The following is a 15,103-nucleotide window of genomic DNA, read 5'->3' as shown; positions in this document are numbered from 1 at the left end:
GACCTTTGTTGTTGTTTGACAAAAATTCCCACAATCCTTTCAGGGTTTATTTCTCGGTTTAAGATTTTATCCAGTTCAAGTAGAAAACGCGCTGCTCCTCCGGGTCGTTAGTCAATTGTTGTTCCTCATGATCAAATATGAAAACTAAGTCGGCAAGGGACGGCGTCTTACCTGCCTCTAGTTCGTATGCCTTCATGCCCAGAGTCATTTGCGCGGACATGCTTGAGGGGTGAACATTGATTTTCGCACCCTTACAAAAAAATGTTATGTGGGGGTTGGCCTTACGCAGTAGTCCGAAGCATTTGTAAAAATTGCTTTCAATGTAGGTTGTGGGGCTATCGTCTTCTAAGGTTGCGGTTATCGATATCGCCTCGTTATCGCAAATTAGCTCGGTTTTTTTTGTAATGTTTCCAGTGCTGATGGTTATTTCGAATTTTGCAATCATTTGTATGTTTTCCTGTGTGGGTTAGGGATGGAGTAGCCGAACTCTTTACCTTCGTCAGTGATGATAGTGGCACCTAGGATGTCTTCATTTTTGATTGCTCGGGGAATTGCAATCTCTTGTTCTCTATCAAACTTGTAACTGGAACCGAGCTCTTTTTTCAGGTCGTGACCTGGGACTTTGTTGAGGGTGTAAAGGAAGCCGGTTCTTGTGAAAAAACCTGTAGCAAACTCTATTCCCACATCTCTGGAGGGGGAGGTACTGATGAAGCCGCTTGGTGGGAAGTTGCTGTCAATTGAATGAAGCATCAGATCCATGCTATCTCCCTTGCTTTTGAAACCATTCACGAAGATATCCGAGGGGTCCGTTTTGTCTCCACGGTACAGATATTCTTGTCCACCTTTCGGCGCTGGGCGCTCCGGCTCTCCTTCATCTACCTTAGCCCCACCAATGCCACCCGGCACTTCACAGCCCGGCTTATTCGGCGGCGGACAATTGGAATTCAACCCCAACGGATCCACCCACCCCGTCGGATTCGGCACGTACTGGTACTGATTCAAGCCACCGGCCAATTTGATCGGATCCGGCGTCAGATACCGCCCCAGCCTTGGGTCGTAATACCGGTGCCGGTTGTAATGCAGGCCGCTTTCACCATCGAAGTACTGCCCCTGAAAACGCAACGGCTGGTTCAGGTAGTCGTCACCGGCCAGGGTCAGCGTGGCGACTTTGCCGTAGGCGTCGTATTGCGCGGACCAGACGATGTCGCCGCTGTAGTCGGTGAGCTCCTGCGGGGTGCCGAGGTGGTCGAGTTGGTAGTAGAACGGGCAGGCTTTTTTCGGGCCTTTGCCGTCGAGCAGCGCCAGCGGGCGGAAGGTGCCGGGTTCGTAGACGTAGCTGCGGTATTCGTGTTCGCTGCTTTCGGCGACGAGGTGGTCGCCTTGCCAGAAGAATTCGGTGATGACGTCGCCGACGGTTTTGCGGATGCGTCGGCCAAAGGCGTCGTATTGATAGGACGCGGTTTGGCCGGCGGGGCGGGTCAGGCCGATCAGGCGGTGCTGGCTGTCGTAGCAATATTCGGTAACGAGTGTTTGCGCGCGGCCGCGACGTTCGCGGATCAGGTTGCCGAAGGCATCGTAGTCATAGTGGCGGTCGCCCTGCAGCAGCAGGCGGTTGCCCTTGATCTGGCTGGGGCCGGGGCGGTCCTGCATCAGCAGGTTGCCGGCCGGGTCGTGGGCGAAGCTTTCCGGTAGTTCGTCGCGTGAGTGGCGCACGCGGATGAGGCGGTCGAGGGCGTCGTAGCCGTAGGTGCGCTGGCCGTGGCGGCTGTCGGCGATGTGCGCGAGATTGCCGTTGGCGCTGTAGGCATAATCGCGGCGATACAGCGAATCGTGCTGATGGCCTACGGCGTGAGCGAGTAATCGTCCCTGATCGTCGTAGGTATATTCGCTGAGCAGCAGGCCTTGCTGACGTCGTTGTTCACGACCTGACTGGTAGACGTGACGGCTCAGCTCCGCGCCATTGAGGTCGATGCCGGTCAGCGCGCCGCCCTTGGCGTGGTGGTAGTCGAGCACGCTGTTGTCCGGCAGACGCATGCGCTTGAGCTGGCCGCAGGCGTCGTAGCGGTAGCGCAGGGTGCCCCAGCCCTGATGTTCGGTGATCAAGCGGTCCTGGCGGTCGTACTCGAAGGCCAGCGGATGGTTCTGGCCATCGTCGACACCAATCAAACGACCGAGGCGGTCGTATTGATAGCTGACCTTGATGCCGTCGGGCAGGTTTTTGACCAGCAGACGGCCGGCAGCATCGCGCTCATAAGCGGTGACCAGTTGCGAGCCGTCATCGCCGAACTCGGTCTTCTCCAGCAGATGGCCGTTGAGGTCATAGGCGTACGCCGTGCGGCGGCCGTCAAAACCGCTTTCCTGACGGATCAGCCCGGTCGGCGTGTAGTCCAGCCGGTATTTTTCCCCGGACTCGTTTTCAATCTCGGTAAGCAGCAGTTGCGCATGGTCGTAGCGGTACTGCACCCGCGTGCCGTCGGGGTTGATTCGCCGTGAGACCAGATGCAGATCGTCGTCGTATTCGTAGCGGGTGATGCGCCCCAGTTCATCGCGCTCGGCGGTGACCTGACCGTAGGCGCCGTAGCTGTAGGCGCGGGTCGCACCGTCAGGAAATGTCGTCTGGATCAGTCGGCCGACGGCGTCCCAATGCTGACGGGTGACTGCAGCGTGTTCGTCGGCGGTGGTGGTCCGTCGCCCCAGCGCGTCGTAGGAAAAGCGCCGCACGCCGCCGCCGGGCAAGGTTTCTTCGGTCAACTGGCCGAGGCTGTTCCAGACCAGACGATGGCGGCTGCTGTCCGGATAACGGATCGACAGCAACTGACCCCGGGTGTCGTAGTAGTAATGGGTGACCTGGCCATCGGGGTCGACCGCTTCAGTGACATCGCCCTCGGCATTGCGCCGGTAGATCCACACCGCGTCGCCGCGAGTGCGTTTGTGCAGGAAACCGTTGCGATACTCGTAGGACGTGGGCGCGTCAGCAGCAGGAATCAGCGCAATCAGCCGTCCGACCTCGTCGTAGCGGTATTCGGTGACGGCGCCTAACGCATCTTGCTCGGCGATCAAGCGCCCGGCATCGTCATACGCCTTGAGCTGCTCGCCACCGTCCGCCGAGGCTTTACGTACGAGTCGCGCACGCTCGTCGTGGACGTACGTTTCTTCAGTGCCATCGACGTAATGCACCGCGACACTGCCGTCGTCGCTCCAGACGTAACGCGTGTTCATCTGCGAGAACGACGCCCAGTGGCGCACGCAACGGGCAGCCTTGCCTGACCGCTCCCACTCCCAGAAAAAACTCGCGCCGCCGGCCAGTTGCCGCTGCAGGATTACGTGGGCGTCGTCGTAGTCGTAACGCTCGCTGTCACCGACGGCGTTGGTCGCTTCGATCAGGTGCCGGTAGGCGTCGTAGCGGTAACTGACCAGCGCCTGTTCGGTGCCCCAGGCACCGTCGCGAAACACCTGATAATCGACACCCAGCAACTGCGCCCGGTCATAACGCAACAACAGCGAACGCCCGGCACCGTTGTCCAGTCGCTGCACCCGGTCAGACCGATCGCGCTGCACCGTCAGACGATTGCCATAGGCATCGCTGATCGCCGTCAGCCGTCCCGCACGAAAGTGATAAAACCGCGCCGTGTCCCCGGCCAGCGCCAGGATCAGCTCTTCCGGCTCATCACCCAGAAAAATCGCCGCCCGCGACAGGCTGTTGTGAATCGCCGGTCGTACAACACTGGGCAACGGGAAGCGAGTACGCCGGTTTTCATGGTCAACCCAGACAACAAAGTCGCCTTCAAAGACCAGCCGATGCGCCAGCGAATGGCTCCAGCCAAACCCCAACCCAAGATCAATCTCGACGGCGCTCGAGCGATACAACCGGGTGAACTCAAACGCCAACACGCCATCGAGCACGGCATCAGTGAGGGTCAGCAGCTCTTCGCCAGTAACCATCGACACCGGACAACCATTGGTGCAGGTAAAGGGCACGCAATCGGCGCTGTCACCGTTGGGATTTTTCGCCTGATCCGGCGAGTCGTCATGCGGCTCATGCCGCTCGATCCGGCTCGAAGCGCCAGACTTGTCCCGCACAACAGGCGCCGGATTCGGCACCGTCAACACCAGCGAATCGGTCTGACGAATGTTCAGCGGTATCGACGGTGTCGGTTTCAACTCAACGTCACGCACATTGAGCATCAGCGGCTTCAAAGCGCTGGCATGCCGCGTCAAATCCGCCGAGGACGTCAGTTCGGCCAAGCGCAACGCCGACGCCGCCAGCCATTCCCGCGCGCGGGGCGACTTGACCTTCGCCAGCACCTTGCTGCTCAAGCACACCGGCACGCCGACGCCGCCCGACAACCCCATCAGCAGAAAACTGATCAGCAGTTCGACCCGCACCTCGGCCACCACTTCAGCCAGATACTGCGGCGGCAGCATCTTCAGCCAACTGGTGAACGCGGCCAGATGAATGAACAGCAGTGGCTCGTCACTGAGGATCAGCAGACCGTTGGCGATGGCCTCGCTGGAGGCATTCAATAACGCCTCAAGCTCGGCCTCGCTGAGGTATTCCAGCAATTTTTCACTGTTGGCCTGCAAGTCGGCGAGCAGCGCGAATACCTGTTTGATGTCATCCCAGACGCCGTTCAGGGCTTTCTCGAACCCACGCCAGTCGGCCTGTTGCAGCTGACCGTAACGCTCAAGAAATCCGGCGCTGGAAAACTCCGTCCACTGGGGTTGAAACCCTGTCCACTCAGCGCGCAGCCAGCCTTCCAGGCCTGCAATGACACCTTCATAAGAGGCATACAGAGCACGCACATGGTCGGTGGACACATCGGGAAAGAAGGTGATGCGATAACGCTGGCCCCGATCGCAGTCGGTCACTTGCAGAATGCCGCTGGGGCCGATGGTGTAATGCAGCGCTTCGCCGAAAGTCAGCACGCCGCCGACATCGGCAAGCACTGGTTCGAGCGTCACCGGCGTGTCGCCGATCGGCACGAACCGCGCGGCCTCGAACATGTGCACCAGCGTCAGCGACCCGCTGGCCGAGCACATGACCACCGATGAGCTGAGCGGTTGGCGCGACTTGATCGGCGCGCTGAGGCGCACATCGTTGCCGACCGTGAACACCTGCTCGACATCCAGCGCGGTGCCTGTCCAGAACTGCTCGGCCCAGGCGTCGTAGTGGTTCAGGCACAGGCGGAACTCGCGGATCAGGTTGTCAAAATCCGGCTCGTCGGGATTCAAAGCAGCAACAACGAGCAGGCCGATGCTGTTGTTCAGGGCCAGAAGCCGATCGGTTGGAAGCATTCGCAGTTCTCGCGCACATCAAAAAGGTGCGCGGACTTTGCGGGGGATCAATCGGGAAAGAAGTCGGGCGAGTAGGCGTTATCTGTAGGATATTTCGACATAGTTTGTAGGGCGGTATAGGGTTTCGTATTTTCGTTCACAACTAATGGCCTTTACCTATCCGGGGCCTTCAATGACAAAAGGATCAAGCGTCATGTCCAACACAGCCGAGCGGGTCAACATCGTCGACACTCAGGTGTTGTCCCATGACTGGTATCTGCTGAAGAAAATCACCTTCGACTATCACCGCAACAATGGCGAGTGGCAGCGTCAGACCCGTGAGGTCTACGACCGTGGTAACGGTGCGGCGATTTTGTTGTTCAACCGCGAGCAACGCACGGTGGTGCTGACCCGGCAGTTCCGTTTACCGGTGTTCGTCAATGGCCATGATGGTTTGCTGATCGAGGTGGCGGCCGGATTGCTCGAAGGCGCGGCGCCGGAGCAGCGTATCCGCGACGAAGCCGAGGAAGAGACAGGTTATCGCGTGCACGATGTGAAGAAGGTCTTCGAGGCTTACATGAGCCCCGGCTCGGTGACCGAGAAGCTGCACTTTTTCATTGCTGAATATGATGCAGCGTCGAAAGTCAGCGACGGTGGTGGTCTGGAAGAGGAGACCGAAGAACTGGAAGTGCTGGAGTGGAGCTTCGACGAAGCGTTGGCAGCGTTTCAGCGCGGTGAGATCTGCGACGCCAAGACCATCATGCTGTTGCAGTATGCGGCGATGAATAACTTGTTTAACTGATAAATCAAAAGATCGCAGCCTTCGGCAGCTCCTACAGGAAAACGCATTCCAAGGTAGGAGCTGCCGAAGGCTGCGATCTCTTGATTCGTATTAACTGACTAAAACAAATCCCCGGTTTTGCCAGTCTGCAACCAGTCGCCACCTTCAAGGGTCAGCAAGCGCTCTTTCGCCTCAAGTCCACCGGCAAACCCGGTCAGCTTTCCCGAGGCGCCGATCACTCGATGACACGGCGCCACAATGGAGATCGGGTTGCGTCCGTTCGCTGCGCCCACTGCCCGCACGGCGCTGGGATTGCCGATCTGTTCGGCAATCTGGCTGTAGGTCCGCGTCTCGCCAAACGGGATAGTCAGTAGCGCCGTCCAGACCTTTTTCTGGAATTCCGTACCGACGAAATCCAGTTCCAGATCGAAGCAACTTCGAGTTCCGGAAAAATATTCTTCAAGTTGTCGAGCCGTTCGAATCAGGACCGGATTGTCGTTTGCTTCCGTCATCGGCCCGAGGCGCACGCGGTTCGGTTTGTCGTTTTCCCAGAGGATGGCTGCCAGTCGTAAGCCGTTCGCGACCAGCTTCAGCTCACCGACGGGCGAGGGCAGGGTGATGAACGTATAAGGCATGACGGCAGGCTCCGGATCAGGACGGCAATAGCGCCCAGCATACTGCCTCAACGGGGAGGCGCAATACGCAAAGCCGACCATACTGCTTGTTGCTCTTGACGCGTTCCCCCTCTGTTTTGCACAGACCCTAAAACAAAAAAAGAGATCGACTCATGAAGTACGAACCTTTGGCCAAATCGCTGATAGCGACCTCACTGGCACTCAGCTGTCTCATGGCTCACGCGGCGTCAGTCGCACCGGTTGCCGCCGAAAACGGCATGGTGGTCACCGCGCAACATCTGGCCACCCATGTGGGTGTCGACGTACTGAAAAGTGGCGGCAATGCCGTCGATGCGGCAGTCGCCGTGGGTTACGCGCTGGCGGTGGTGTATCCCGCAGCCGGTAACCTCGGTGGTGGCGGCTTCATGACCATTCAACTGGCGGATGGACGCAAGACCTTCCTCGATTTCCGTGAAAAAGCGCCGCTGGCCGCGACGGCCAACATGTACCTCGACAAGGAAGGCAACGTCATTCCCGACTTGAGCACCCGTGGCCACTTGGCGGTGGGCGTGCCCGGCACGGTGTCGGGCATGGAGCTGGCGCTGAGCAAATACGGGACCAAACCGCGCAAGGAGATGATTGCCCCGGCGATCAAACTGGCGGAAGACGGCTTTGCGCTGGAGCAGGGCGACGTCGAGTTGCTGGAGTACGCCACCGACGTGTTCAAGAAGGACATGCGCGATTCCGGCTCGATCTTCCTGCACAACGGCGAGCCGATGCAGGTCGGGCAGAAACTGGTGCAGAAGGATCTCGGCAAAACCCTGCGGACCATTTCCGATAAAGGCGCCGACGGCTTCTATAAAGGCTGGGTCGCCGATGCCATTGTCACCTCCAGTCAGGCCAACAAAGGCATCATCACCCAGGCCGATCTCGACAAATACAAGACCCGTGAACTGGCACCGGTAGAGTGCGATTACCGCGGTTACCACGTGGTTTCGGCGCCACCGCCAAGCTCCGGCGGCGTGGTGATCTGCCAGATCATGAACATCCTCGAAGGCTATCCGATGAAGGATCTGGGCTTCCATTCGGCTCAGGGCATGCACTATCAGATCGAAGCGATGCGCCACGCGTATGTCGATCGCAACAGCTATCTCGGTGATCCGGACTTCGTCAAAAACCCGATCGAGCACCTGCTGGACAAGAACTACGCGACCAAATTGCGTGATGCCATCCCGCCGCAAAAGGCCGGCGTGTCGGCTGAGCTCAAGCCTGGCGTAGCGCCCCATGAAGGCAGCAACACCACCCACTATTCGATCGTCGACAAGTGGGGCAACGCGGTGTCGGTCACCTACACCCTCAACGACTGGTTCGGCGCGGGCGTGATGGCGAGCAAGACCGGGGTGATCCTCAACGATGAAATGGATGACTTCACCTCCAAGGTCGGCGTGCCGAACATGTACGGGCTGGTGCAGGGCGAAGCCAATGCGATTGCGCCGGGCAAGGCACCGTTGTCGTCGATGAGCCCGACCATTGTCACCAAGGATGGCAAAGTGGTGATGGTGGTCGGCACACCGGGTGGCAGCCGCATTATCACGGCGACTTTGCTGACCATGCTCAACGTCATCGACTACGGCATGGGCCTTCAGGAAGCGGTCGATGCGCCACGCTTCCATCAGCAGTGGATGCCGGAGGAAACCAACCTCGAGGACTTCGCCGCCAGCCCCGATACGCGCAAGATTCTCGAGAGCTGGGGCCACAAGTTCGCCGGCCCGCAGGACGCCAACCACATCGCCGCGATTCTGGTCGGCGCACCGTCGCTGGGTGGTAAGCCTGTTGGCAAAAACCGTTTCTACGGTGCCAACGATCCACGCCGCAACACCGGCTTGTCACTGGGTTACTGAGGGGCGTAAAAAGGGGGCGGGCTCACGTCCGCCCCTGTCTCAAGGACTGATCAAGGAAGGCTCATCATGACCACCGCATTACTGATCATCGACGTCCAGCGCGCCCTCTGCTCGGGCGAATATCAGTGCCATGACATTCACCGGGTGATCGACACCATCAACGGTCTCAGCACCCGGGCGCGCAAGTCAGGTGTGCCAGTGGTGCTGATCCAGCATGAAGAAAAGGACAGCCCGTTGGCCCTTGGCGCCGAAGGCTGGCAACTGGCCGAAGGGCTTGAGACATCGCCTGAGGACTTGCGCGTACGCAAGACCACGCCGGATTCGTTCTACCAGACAGACTTGCGCAAACTGCTGCCGAGCGAAGATTTCGAAAAACTGGTCATCTGTGGTCTGCAAACCGATTACTGCATCAACGCCACCGTGCGTCAGGCCCATCAACTGGGTTATGACGTGGTGCTTGTGGCCGACGCGCATTCCACGGTCGACAACGGCAACATGAGCGCCGAAGACATCATCACCGAGCACAACAAGGATCTGGCGCACCTGACCGGCTCCGTGGCGCGGATCGACGTCATACCCGCAGCCGACATCACGTTCTGACAACCCACACAAAACCTGTAGGAGTGAGCCTGCTCGCGATAGCAGTGTGTCAGTTGGCGCAGCATCGTCTGACAGAACGCTATCGCGAGCAGGCTCACTCCTACAGTGGGGATTTCCGGCAGCAGCACTGGCATACTGCGCGCCGTCCGAAGAATGGAATCTCTCGATGTTCGCCATCTCCCTGCGTCATGCCTTGGTGCTGATGTCCGTTGCGTTTGCCTCTGTTACCCAAGCCAGCAGTTTCGATTGCGCCACGGCCAACAGCAAAACTGAAAAAGCCATTTGTGGTGACCCGCAGATTTCGCTGCTCGACGAGAAGCTGGGCAAGCTGTGGCATTCGACATTGGCTAATGTCCCCGATGCCCAAGCTCTCAAGACTGACCAGCGGCAGTGGCTGAAAAATCGCAACGCTTGTGGTGAGCAGACGGCCTGTTTGCGCCGCCAGTACCTGATGCGCCTGACCGAACTTGAACACGCCACCCAGCCCTTCAGTTGGGACGCAACCTGGCAACTCATACCGCCGGGGACTTCAACCTCGGCGACAGTGATAACCCAGCGCCGCGATGCCACGCACATCAGCATCGATATCACGGCGGCTGAGGGTGCCAACTCCGGTGATCTGGATGGCGTTGCCACACTCAACGACGGTAAAGCCGTTTACTCGGAAGATGAGTGCACCCTGTTGTTCACTCCCATCAACGGTGTGCTGGATATTTCGCTCGCAGGGGAAGGCGGGTATTGCAGTGCCGGATTGGGCGTCTACTACACCGGCCGTTTTGTCGCCTCGCAGCACCCGCTGACACTGGATTACGACATGCTCAGCCTGGGCCTGGCGCAAACACCGGAAGAGAACCAGGCACTGCACACCTTGCTCAAAGGTGATTATCAGACACTGGTGGAAAAGTCCGGCTCCCTGATGACGGGTGAGCCAGGCACCGATGTGCCGGGCAGTCAGGTCTGGGAGATGTGGATGCGCGGTCTGGGTGGCACCGGCATCGTGATGCGGTCACCCGATGGCCATTTCTGGGTGTTGTTGGTGACCTGTGACAGTTCCGGCCACTCGCGTCTGCGCTACTACACCAACGTGGCGAAATGGAAAAAACATCTACCCGATGCCTTGCGCGACTGGGATGAGCGCATGAAAGATCATCTGGAGCTGCCCGTAGACTTCATGCCCTGATCTGCGCGGTAGCCCATCCGCTCAAGTTGCAAACAAAACCCCACGGATCTCGCCCACACGCGGCGTCACGACCACGCCCTCCAGCACCATTCGCGTGATCGTCTGCGCCGCCATTTGATAATCCTCATCCTGCGGCACTTCACGTTCCATGATCCGGCCCATCTGCCAGCCGATGTTGGTGTACGTGCGCGTCGCCGACCAGATGAACAACATCAAATGCTCCGGATCCACCGGCGCGAGCAAACCGCGCTCGATCCAGCTGCGCAGACATTCAACATTGCGCCGCGCTTCGGCATGTAAAAGATCGCGGCACTCGTCGGGCAACTGTCGACCGCCCAGCAGCAACTCGCCACTGAACACCTTGGCAATCGCCGGATGCTCGCGAGCAATGCGAATGCGCGCGGCGACGTAGGCGCGAAGGCCCGTCAGCGGATCATCACTTTCACGCAGCGCCGCCGAGGCTTCCAGCAGCGGCTCGACAAAACCCAGCAGCACTTTGCTGTAGAGGTTTTCCTTGGTCTGGAAGTAGTAATACAGATTGGCCTTGGGCACCCCGGCACGCGCCGCGATGTCGCGGGTCTGGGTCGCGTCGAAGCCATTGGCAGCGAACTCTTCGCTGGCGGCGGCAAGGATCAACTGCTCGTTGCGTACGCGGATAGCACTCATGGAAGCACGGAATAGATGGACGGCATGGCAAGGTTCTGGCGATTTCGGTTTCGCAATATACAAAACTATATAGCGCTGAAGCCAGCGCACTCGACAGACAGCGCTATGATGGTTCGATCATCGAATGGAAATGGAGCGAGGACATGACCCTTCAGGCGCTGCGGGCCGACGTCAGACACCTGGATGCGGTGGCGCAATTGTTCGACGCCTATCGAGGCTTTTATCAGCAGCCGTCGAACCTTGAGCAATCGCGCGCCTTCATCGCCGAGCGCATGGCCGGCAACGAATCAGCGATTTTTCTCGCGCAGGATGAAAGCGGCGCAGCGCTGGGTTTTGTGCAGTTGTATCCGACGTTCTCGTCCATCGATGCTCACCGTACCTGGCTACTCAGCGACCTGTTCACCGCCCCCGGCGCCCGTGGACGCGGAGTTGGCCGACTGCTGATGAACACGGCGCGTGACTTTGCTCTGGCAACCGGCGCCAAGGGCCTGGTGCTGGAAACCGCCACGGACAATGTCACGGCGCAAGGCTTGTACAAATCCCTCGGCTACGTACGTGACAGCGGGTATTACACCTACCTGCTCGACTTGCGGCAGGGCTGAGCAAGTTTTTTTGCCGATTTCGCCAATTCAGGCTTTCGCTGGAAGGCCGCTCTCTCTAGAATCCGCCCGGCCTTCGCAATGAAGGCTCAATGCCATCATTTGGTCTTGTACACATAGGGACGGACATCATGCAATTCGGGAAAATTCTGGCGCTGGGGCTGGTACTTGCGCTGGGCGGTTGTGCCAGTTTCACCAAAGACGAAGTGGCGCCGGTGACCATGCCGTCGATGGCCAGTTACACCAACAAGCCAAACGTCTACGTCGATTTCGATTTCTACCAGGGTGGGCCGAAAAGTGGTTCCGCCGTGGAAGTGCCGCAGGCACGTGATCAACTGAAACCACAGCTGCAAAAAATCCTTACCGATTCGGGTCTGTTCGGCCGTGTCACTCTGGACGAGTTCCAGAAGCAGCCGGGCGACTACAGCCTGCGTCTGAAAATGTACAACCATCCGCCGAATGCCGGTTCCATGGTGCTGGCCTTCATCAGCGGCTTCAGCATGATGGTGATCCCGGCGTATGGCACCGATCAGTACACCTTGAGCCTGGAAGGCTTGGATGGCCAAGGTCAGGCCCTGACCACCGCGAGCAACCACGATGCGGTCGGCACCTGGATCGGTATCTGGTTCATCCCGCTGATGGCCAACACGCCTAAAGACGCGGTAAATGACACCTTTACCCGTCAGGTCAACGCGTTGCTCAAGCAAATGGTTGATAACAAAAACCTGAAGTACTCGGCGCTCGAAACCGGTATCCCACGGGTTTGAAGAAAAAAAAAAGAGCCGCGATTGCGGCTCTTTTTTTGCCCTTACTTCAGGGCCTGAATGAACTGCGGATCGCTATACAGTTCCTTCAGCAAGTCACGCACCAGCGGGTTGTAAGCGTTGACCGCGTTCGGGATCGCAATGAAACCGAAGAAGCTGCTGCTCCATTGGCTGCTGACATTCTTGGTTGCGTCGTACACCACATCGTTGCCGTTGAGCAGAGTGAAACGTGCGGCCAGTTTGCCGTCGCCCGTGCCCATGCCGGCGGACAGTTCGTTCTTCACCACCAGCACTTTCAACTGACGCTGAGCCTGCGGATCAAGCAGACCGGCCTTGCGCAGTTCTTCGGTGATCGCATCCTGAATGTGCGCCGGGATGCTGCCGGACGGTGAGCGAACCGGGTTGGCGCGGACCACCAGCGAACCTTCACCGGATTCGGCCGTAACCTGAGGATTGCTGATCGCATGCAGCGGCGGGGCTTGCTTGAGCTTCTGAACGTTCTCGAAACTCGGCTCGTAGCGGGTCATGGTCATGCCACAGCCTTGCAGCAGCACGGCCAGCATCGGGATCAACAACAGCGACTTCTTCACGGCAGTTCCTTGCGTGGGAATAGAGGAGGGCGCGAATTATGGGCAGAGTGCCATCATTGAGCAACCTCGTTCGTCTGCGCTTTGAGCAATTGCTCGATCTGCGCCAATTCCCAGGTACTGAGCAGGCTCACCGGGTCGGTGCCAAAACGCTGCCAGCGCTCTAGCGAGCCTTCTTGTCCAGCGCCGCTGCGGGCGTATTCACAGTGATGTAATCGCCCCCCGGCAAAATCCAGCAGCAGTTGCCAGCCGTCGATATCGACGGTGACCAGTGCGTTCTCGGCAGGTGCTTCGCAGACTTTCAACGCGAGCACACCGAGCGCCGCTTCACGCAAACGCTGGCACACCTCGCGGGACGTCAGAAATGCAGACATGTCGGACTCGATGAATACAGGAGCGCGCCAGCATAAAGCCCGAGTCGGCATGTGTCAGCGTTCACTGGCCCGATCCGGAACAATTCCGTAACATCCGCAACCCTCTTTTCCCGAACACCTGCGGCCATGCTCGTCGGCCGCTCAGTCAGGTAAGCCATGAAACCGATTCGTCTGCGCGCCGATGTCCTGGCCGGACTCACTACCTCGTTTGCCCTGTTGCCCGAATGCATTGCGTTCGCGCTGGTGGCGCACCTCAATCCACTGATGGGCCTGTACGGTGCCTTTATCATTTGTACGCTGACGGCTTTGTTTGGCGGGCGGCCGGGCATGGTCTCCGGCGCGGCGGGTTCGATGGCGGTGGTTATCGTCGCGCTGGTGGTGCAGCACGGCGTGCAGTATTTGCTGGCGACGGTGTTGCTCGGCGGCTTGATCATGATGGCGTTCGGCTTGCTGCGCCTGGGCAAACTGGTGCGCATGGTGCCGCACCCGGTGATGCTCGGTTTCGTCAACGGCCTGGCGATCATCATTGCCCTGGCGCAACTGGAGCATTTCAAGAGCGGCGAAGACTGGCTCAGCGGTACGCCGCTGTACCTGATGACCGGGCTGGTCGCGTTGACCATGGCCATCGTCTACATCCTGCCGCGCCTGACCCGCGCGGTGCCGCCGGCGCTGGTGGCGATTCTCGGCGTCGGTTTGCTGGTCTACCTCTTCGGCTTGCCGACCCGCACCCTCGGCGACATGGCGCATATCGCCGGCGGCTTGCCGACCTTCGCACTGCCAGATATTCCATGGAATCTTGAAACCTTGGGCATCATCGCGCCTTACGCGATTCTGATGGCGCTCGTCGGTCTGCTGGAAACCCTGTTGACGCTGAACCTCACCGACGAAATCACCGAAACCCGTGGCTACCCGGATCGCGAGTGCGTTGCGCTCGGTGCGGCGAATATGGTCTCGGGTGCGTTCGGCGGCATGGGTGGCTGCGCGATGATCGGCCAGACCGTGATCAACCTCAGTTCCGGCGGGCGCGGGCGCTTGTCTGGCGTGGTCGCTGGTGTGCTGATTCTGTTGTTCATTCTGTTTCTGTCGCCGCTGATCGAGCGTATTCCGCTGGCGGCGCTGGTCGGCGTGATGTTCGTGGTGTCGCAGCAGACCTTCGCCTGGGCCTCGTTGCGGGTGGTCAACAAAGTGCCGCTCAACGATGTGCTGGTGATCATCGCCGTGACCACCATCACCGTGTTTACCGATCTGGCAACGGCGGTGCTGTGCGGCATTATCATCGCCGCGCTGAACTTTGCCTGGCAGCAGGCGCGTGAGTTGTATGCCGATGAGCATCTGGAGGCTGACGGCAGTAAGCTTTATCGTCTGCATGGCACGTTGTTTTTTGCCTCGACTACGCCGTTTCTCAATCAGTTCGATCCGGCTAATGATCCGGCTCGGGTGACTTTGGATTGTCGGCATTTGAGTTTTGTCGATTACTCGGCGATTGCGGCGTTGAAGACTTTGCGCGAGCGCTATGCCAAGGCGGGTAAGCATTTGCAGGTGTTTCATTTGTCTGAGCGGTGCAAGAAATTGCTGAAGCGGGCGGGTGAGGAGCATCACTGATTATCTGGCTGACTGGGTACATATCCGTTGCTGCGGGTGTTGCTGATTAGGGTTCCGCCCTTACGGCGGGTCACTTTTTCCAGACGCCGAAAAAGTAACCAAAAAGGCTTGCTCCTACGTGCGGCCCGCTCGCTGGGGCTCGGGGTTCCTTCGCTCCGGGA

At 58.9% G+C, this 15,103-nt stretch carries 13 protein-coding genes; 7 read left to right on the top strand and 6 right to left on the bottom strand.

From position 1 onward, the window contains the following. Nucleotides 1-58 precede the first annotated feature (58 nt). Together U6037_RS18070 and U6037_RS18065 are read right to left on the bottom strand one after the other, a co-directional pair. Entirely contained in the window at nucleotides 59-445 is a 387-nt protein-coding gene (locus U6037_RS18070) for a hypothetical protein (protein WP_322844014.1), read from the bottom strand. Beyond that, nucleotides 442-5,295: an RHS repeat-associated core domain-containing protein gene (locus U6037_RS18065; RefSeq protein WP_322844013.1), complete on the bottom strand. Its 4,854-nt coding sequence runs from the start codon at nucleotides 5,293-5,295 to the stop codon at nucleotides 442-444. Before U6037_RS18065 ends, U6037_RS18070 begins: the two co-directional genes overlap by 4 nt. Nucleotides 5,296-5,488: 193 nt before the next feature. Between U6037_RS18065 and U6037_RS18060 the strand changes: the two genes are divergently transcribed. Then, nucleotides 5,489-6,076, top strand: a complete 588-nt coding sequence (locus tag U6037_RS18060; RefSeq protein WP_160040946.1) for an NUDIX domain-containing protein — start codon at nucleotides 5,489-5,491, stop codon at nucleotides 6,074-6,076. Between the two features lie 98 nt (nucleotides 6,077-6,174). On the opposite strand, the gene U6037_RS18055 is transcribed toward U6037_RS18060, so the two are convergent. Beyond that, nucleotides 6,175-6,690 (bottom strand): methylated-DNA--[protein]-cysteine S-methyltransferase, encoded by a 516-nt coding sequence (locus U6037_RS18055; protein ID WP_322844012.1) that lies wholly within the window; start codon nucleotides 6,688-6,690, stop codon nucleotides 6,175-6,177. 152 nt (nucleotides 6,691-6,842) lie between these two features. Between U6037_RS18055 and ggt the strand changes: the two genes are divergently transcribed. The 3 genes from ggt (at nucleotide 6,843) to U6037_RS18040 (ending at nucleotide 10,350) form a co-directional block, all read left to right on the top strand. Continuing rightward, nucleotides 6,843-8,570, top strand: coding sequence for a gamma-glutamyltransferase (gene ggt / locus U6037_RS18050; RefSeq protein WP_322844011.1), 1,728 nt, complete (start codon nucleotides 6,843-6,845; stop codon nucleotides 8,568-8,570). Nucleotides 8,571-8,636: 66 nt separating this feature from the next. Next, the gene (locus U6037_RS18045) at nucleotides 8,637-9,170 is read left to right on the top strand and encodes a cysteine hydrolase family protein (protein ID WP_127928892.1); all 534 of its coding nucleotides are present in this window, start codon (nucleotides 8,637-8,639) and stop codon (nucleotides 9,168-9,170) included. A 166-nt stretch (nucleotides 9,171-9,336) separates the two neighbouring features. Further along, the gene (locus tag U6037_RS18040; protein ID WP_322844010.1) at nucleotides 9,337-10,350 is read left to right on the top strand and encodes a hypothetical protein; all 1,014 of its coding nucleotides are present in this window, start codon (nucleotides 9,337-9,339) and stop codon (nucleotides 10,348-10,350) included. A 21-nt stretch (nucleotides 10,351-10,371) separates the two neighbouring features. On the opposite strand, the gene U6037_RS18035 is transcribed toward U6037_RS18040, so the two are convergent. Then, entirely contained in the window at nucleotides 10,372-11,016 is a 645-nt protein-coding gene (locus U6037_RS18035) for a TetR/AcrR family transcriptional regulator (protein WP_322844009.1), read from the bottom strand. A 143-nt stretch (nucleotides 11,017-11,159) separates the two neighbouring features. Here U6037_RS18035 and U6037_RS18030 point away from each other — a divergent pair, with 143 nt between their 5' ends. Beyond that, entirely contained in the window at nucleotides 11,160-11,618 is a 459-nt protein-coding gene (locus U6037_RS18030; RefSeq protein WP_322844008.1) for a GNAT family N-acetyltransferase, read from the top strand. Nucleotides 11,619-11,746: 128 nt separating this feature from the next. After that, on the top strand, nucleotides 11,747-12,382 hold the full coding sequence (locus U6037_RS18025; RefSeq protein WP_322844007.1) for a hypothetical protein: 636 nt from the start codon (nucleotides 11,747-11,749) through the stop codon (nucleotides 12,380-12,382). 41 nt (nucleotides 12,383-12,423) lie between these two features. Here the strand turns inward: U6037_RS18025 and U6037_RS18020 are convergent, their stop codons facing one another. Together U6037_RS18020 and U6037_RS18015 are read right to left on the bottom strand one after the other, a co-directional pair. Further along, on the bottom strand, nucleotides 12,424-12,969 hold the full coding sequence (locus U6037_RS18020) for a hypothetical protein (RefSeq protein WP_322844006.1): 546 nt from the start codon (nucleotides 12,967-12,969) through the stop codon (nucleotides 12,424-12,426). Nucleotides 12,970-13,022: 53 nt separating this feature from the next. Further along, nucleotides 13,023-13,340, bottom strand: a complete 318-nt coding sequence (locus U6037_RS18015; RefSeq protein WP_322844005.1) for a hypothetical protein — start codon at nucleotides 13,338-13,340, stop codon at nucleotides 13,023-13,025. Nucleotides 13,341-13,496: 156 nt separating this feature from the next. Here U6037_RS18015 and U6037_RS18010 point away from each other — a divergent pair, with 156 nt between their 5' ends. Continuing rightward, nucleotides 13,497-14,942, top strand: coding sequence for a SulP family inorganic anion transporter (locus U6037_RS18010; protein WP_322844004.1), 1,446 nt, complete (start codon nucleotides 13,497-13,499; stop codon nucleotides 14,940-14,942). The last annotated feature ends 161 nt before the right edge of the window (nucleotides 14,943-15,103 follow it).

This window comes from Pseudomonas sp. B33.4, assembly GCF_034555375.1.
Taxonomy (GTDB): Bacteria; Pseudomonadota; Gammaproteobacteria; order Pseudomonadales; family Pseudomonadaceae; genus Aquipseudomonas.
Note: the sequence above shows the minus strand (reverse complement) of the source record. Positions and strands in the feature narration are given on the sequence as shown.

Bases quoted from the DNA above. Each gene is read 5' to 3' on its own strand.
- U6037_RS18070 (WP_322844014.1), bottom strand. From the start codon at position 445: ATGATTGCAAAATTCGAAATAACCATCAGCACTGGAAACATTACAAAA.
- U6037_RS18065 (WP_322844013.1), bottom strand. From the start codon at position 5,295: ATGCTTCCAACCGATCGGCTTCTGGCCCTGAACAACAGCATCGGCCTG.
- U6037_RS18060 (WP_160040946.1), top strand. From the start codon at position 5,489: ATGTCCAACACAGCCGAGCGGGTCAACATCGTCGACACTCAGGTGTTG.
- U6037_RS18055 (WP_322844012.1), bottom strand. From the start codon at position 6,690: ATGCCTTATACGTTCATCACCCTGCCCTCGCCCGTCGGTGAGCTGAAG.
- ggt (WP_322844011.1), top strand. From the start codon at position 6,843: ATGAAGTACGAACCTTTGGCCAAATCGCTGATAGCGACCTCACTGGCA.
- U6037_RS18045 (WP_127928892.1), top strand. From the start codon at position 8,637: ATGACCACCGCATTACTGATCATCGACGTCCAGCGCGCCCTCTGCTCG.
- U6037_RS18040 (WP_322844010.1), top strand. From the start codon at position 9,337: ATGTTCGCCATCTCCCTGCGTCATGCCTTGGTGCTGATGTCCGTTGCG.
- U6037_RS18035 (WP_322844009.1), bottom strand. From the start codon at position 11,016: ATGAGTGCTATCCGCGTACGCAACGAGCAGTTGATCCTTGCCGCCGCC.
- U6037_RS18030 (WP_322844008.1), top strand. From the start codon at position 11,160: ATGACCCTTCAGGCGCTGCGGGCCGACGTCAGACACCTGGATGCGGTG.
- U6037_RS18025 (WP_322844007.1), top strand. From the start codon at position 11,747: ATGCAATTCGGGAAAATTCTGGCGCTGGGGCTGGTACTTGCGCTGGGC.
- U6037_RS18015 (WP_322844005.1), bottom strand. From the start codon at position 13,340: ATGTCTGCATTTCTGACGTCCCGCGAGGTGTGCCAGCGTTTGCGTGAA.
- U6037_RS18010 (WP_322844004.1), top strand. From the start codon at position 13,497: ATGAAACCGATTCGTCTGCGCGCCGATGTCCTGGCCGGACTCACTACC.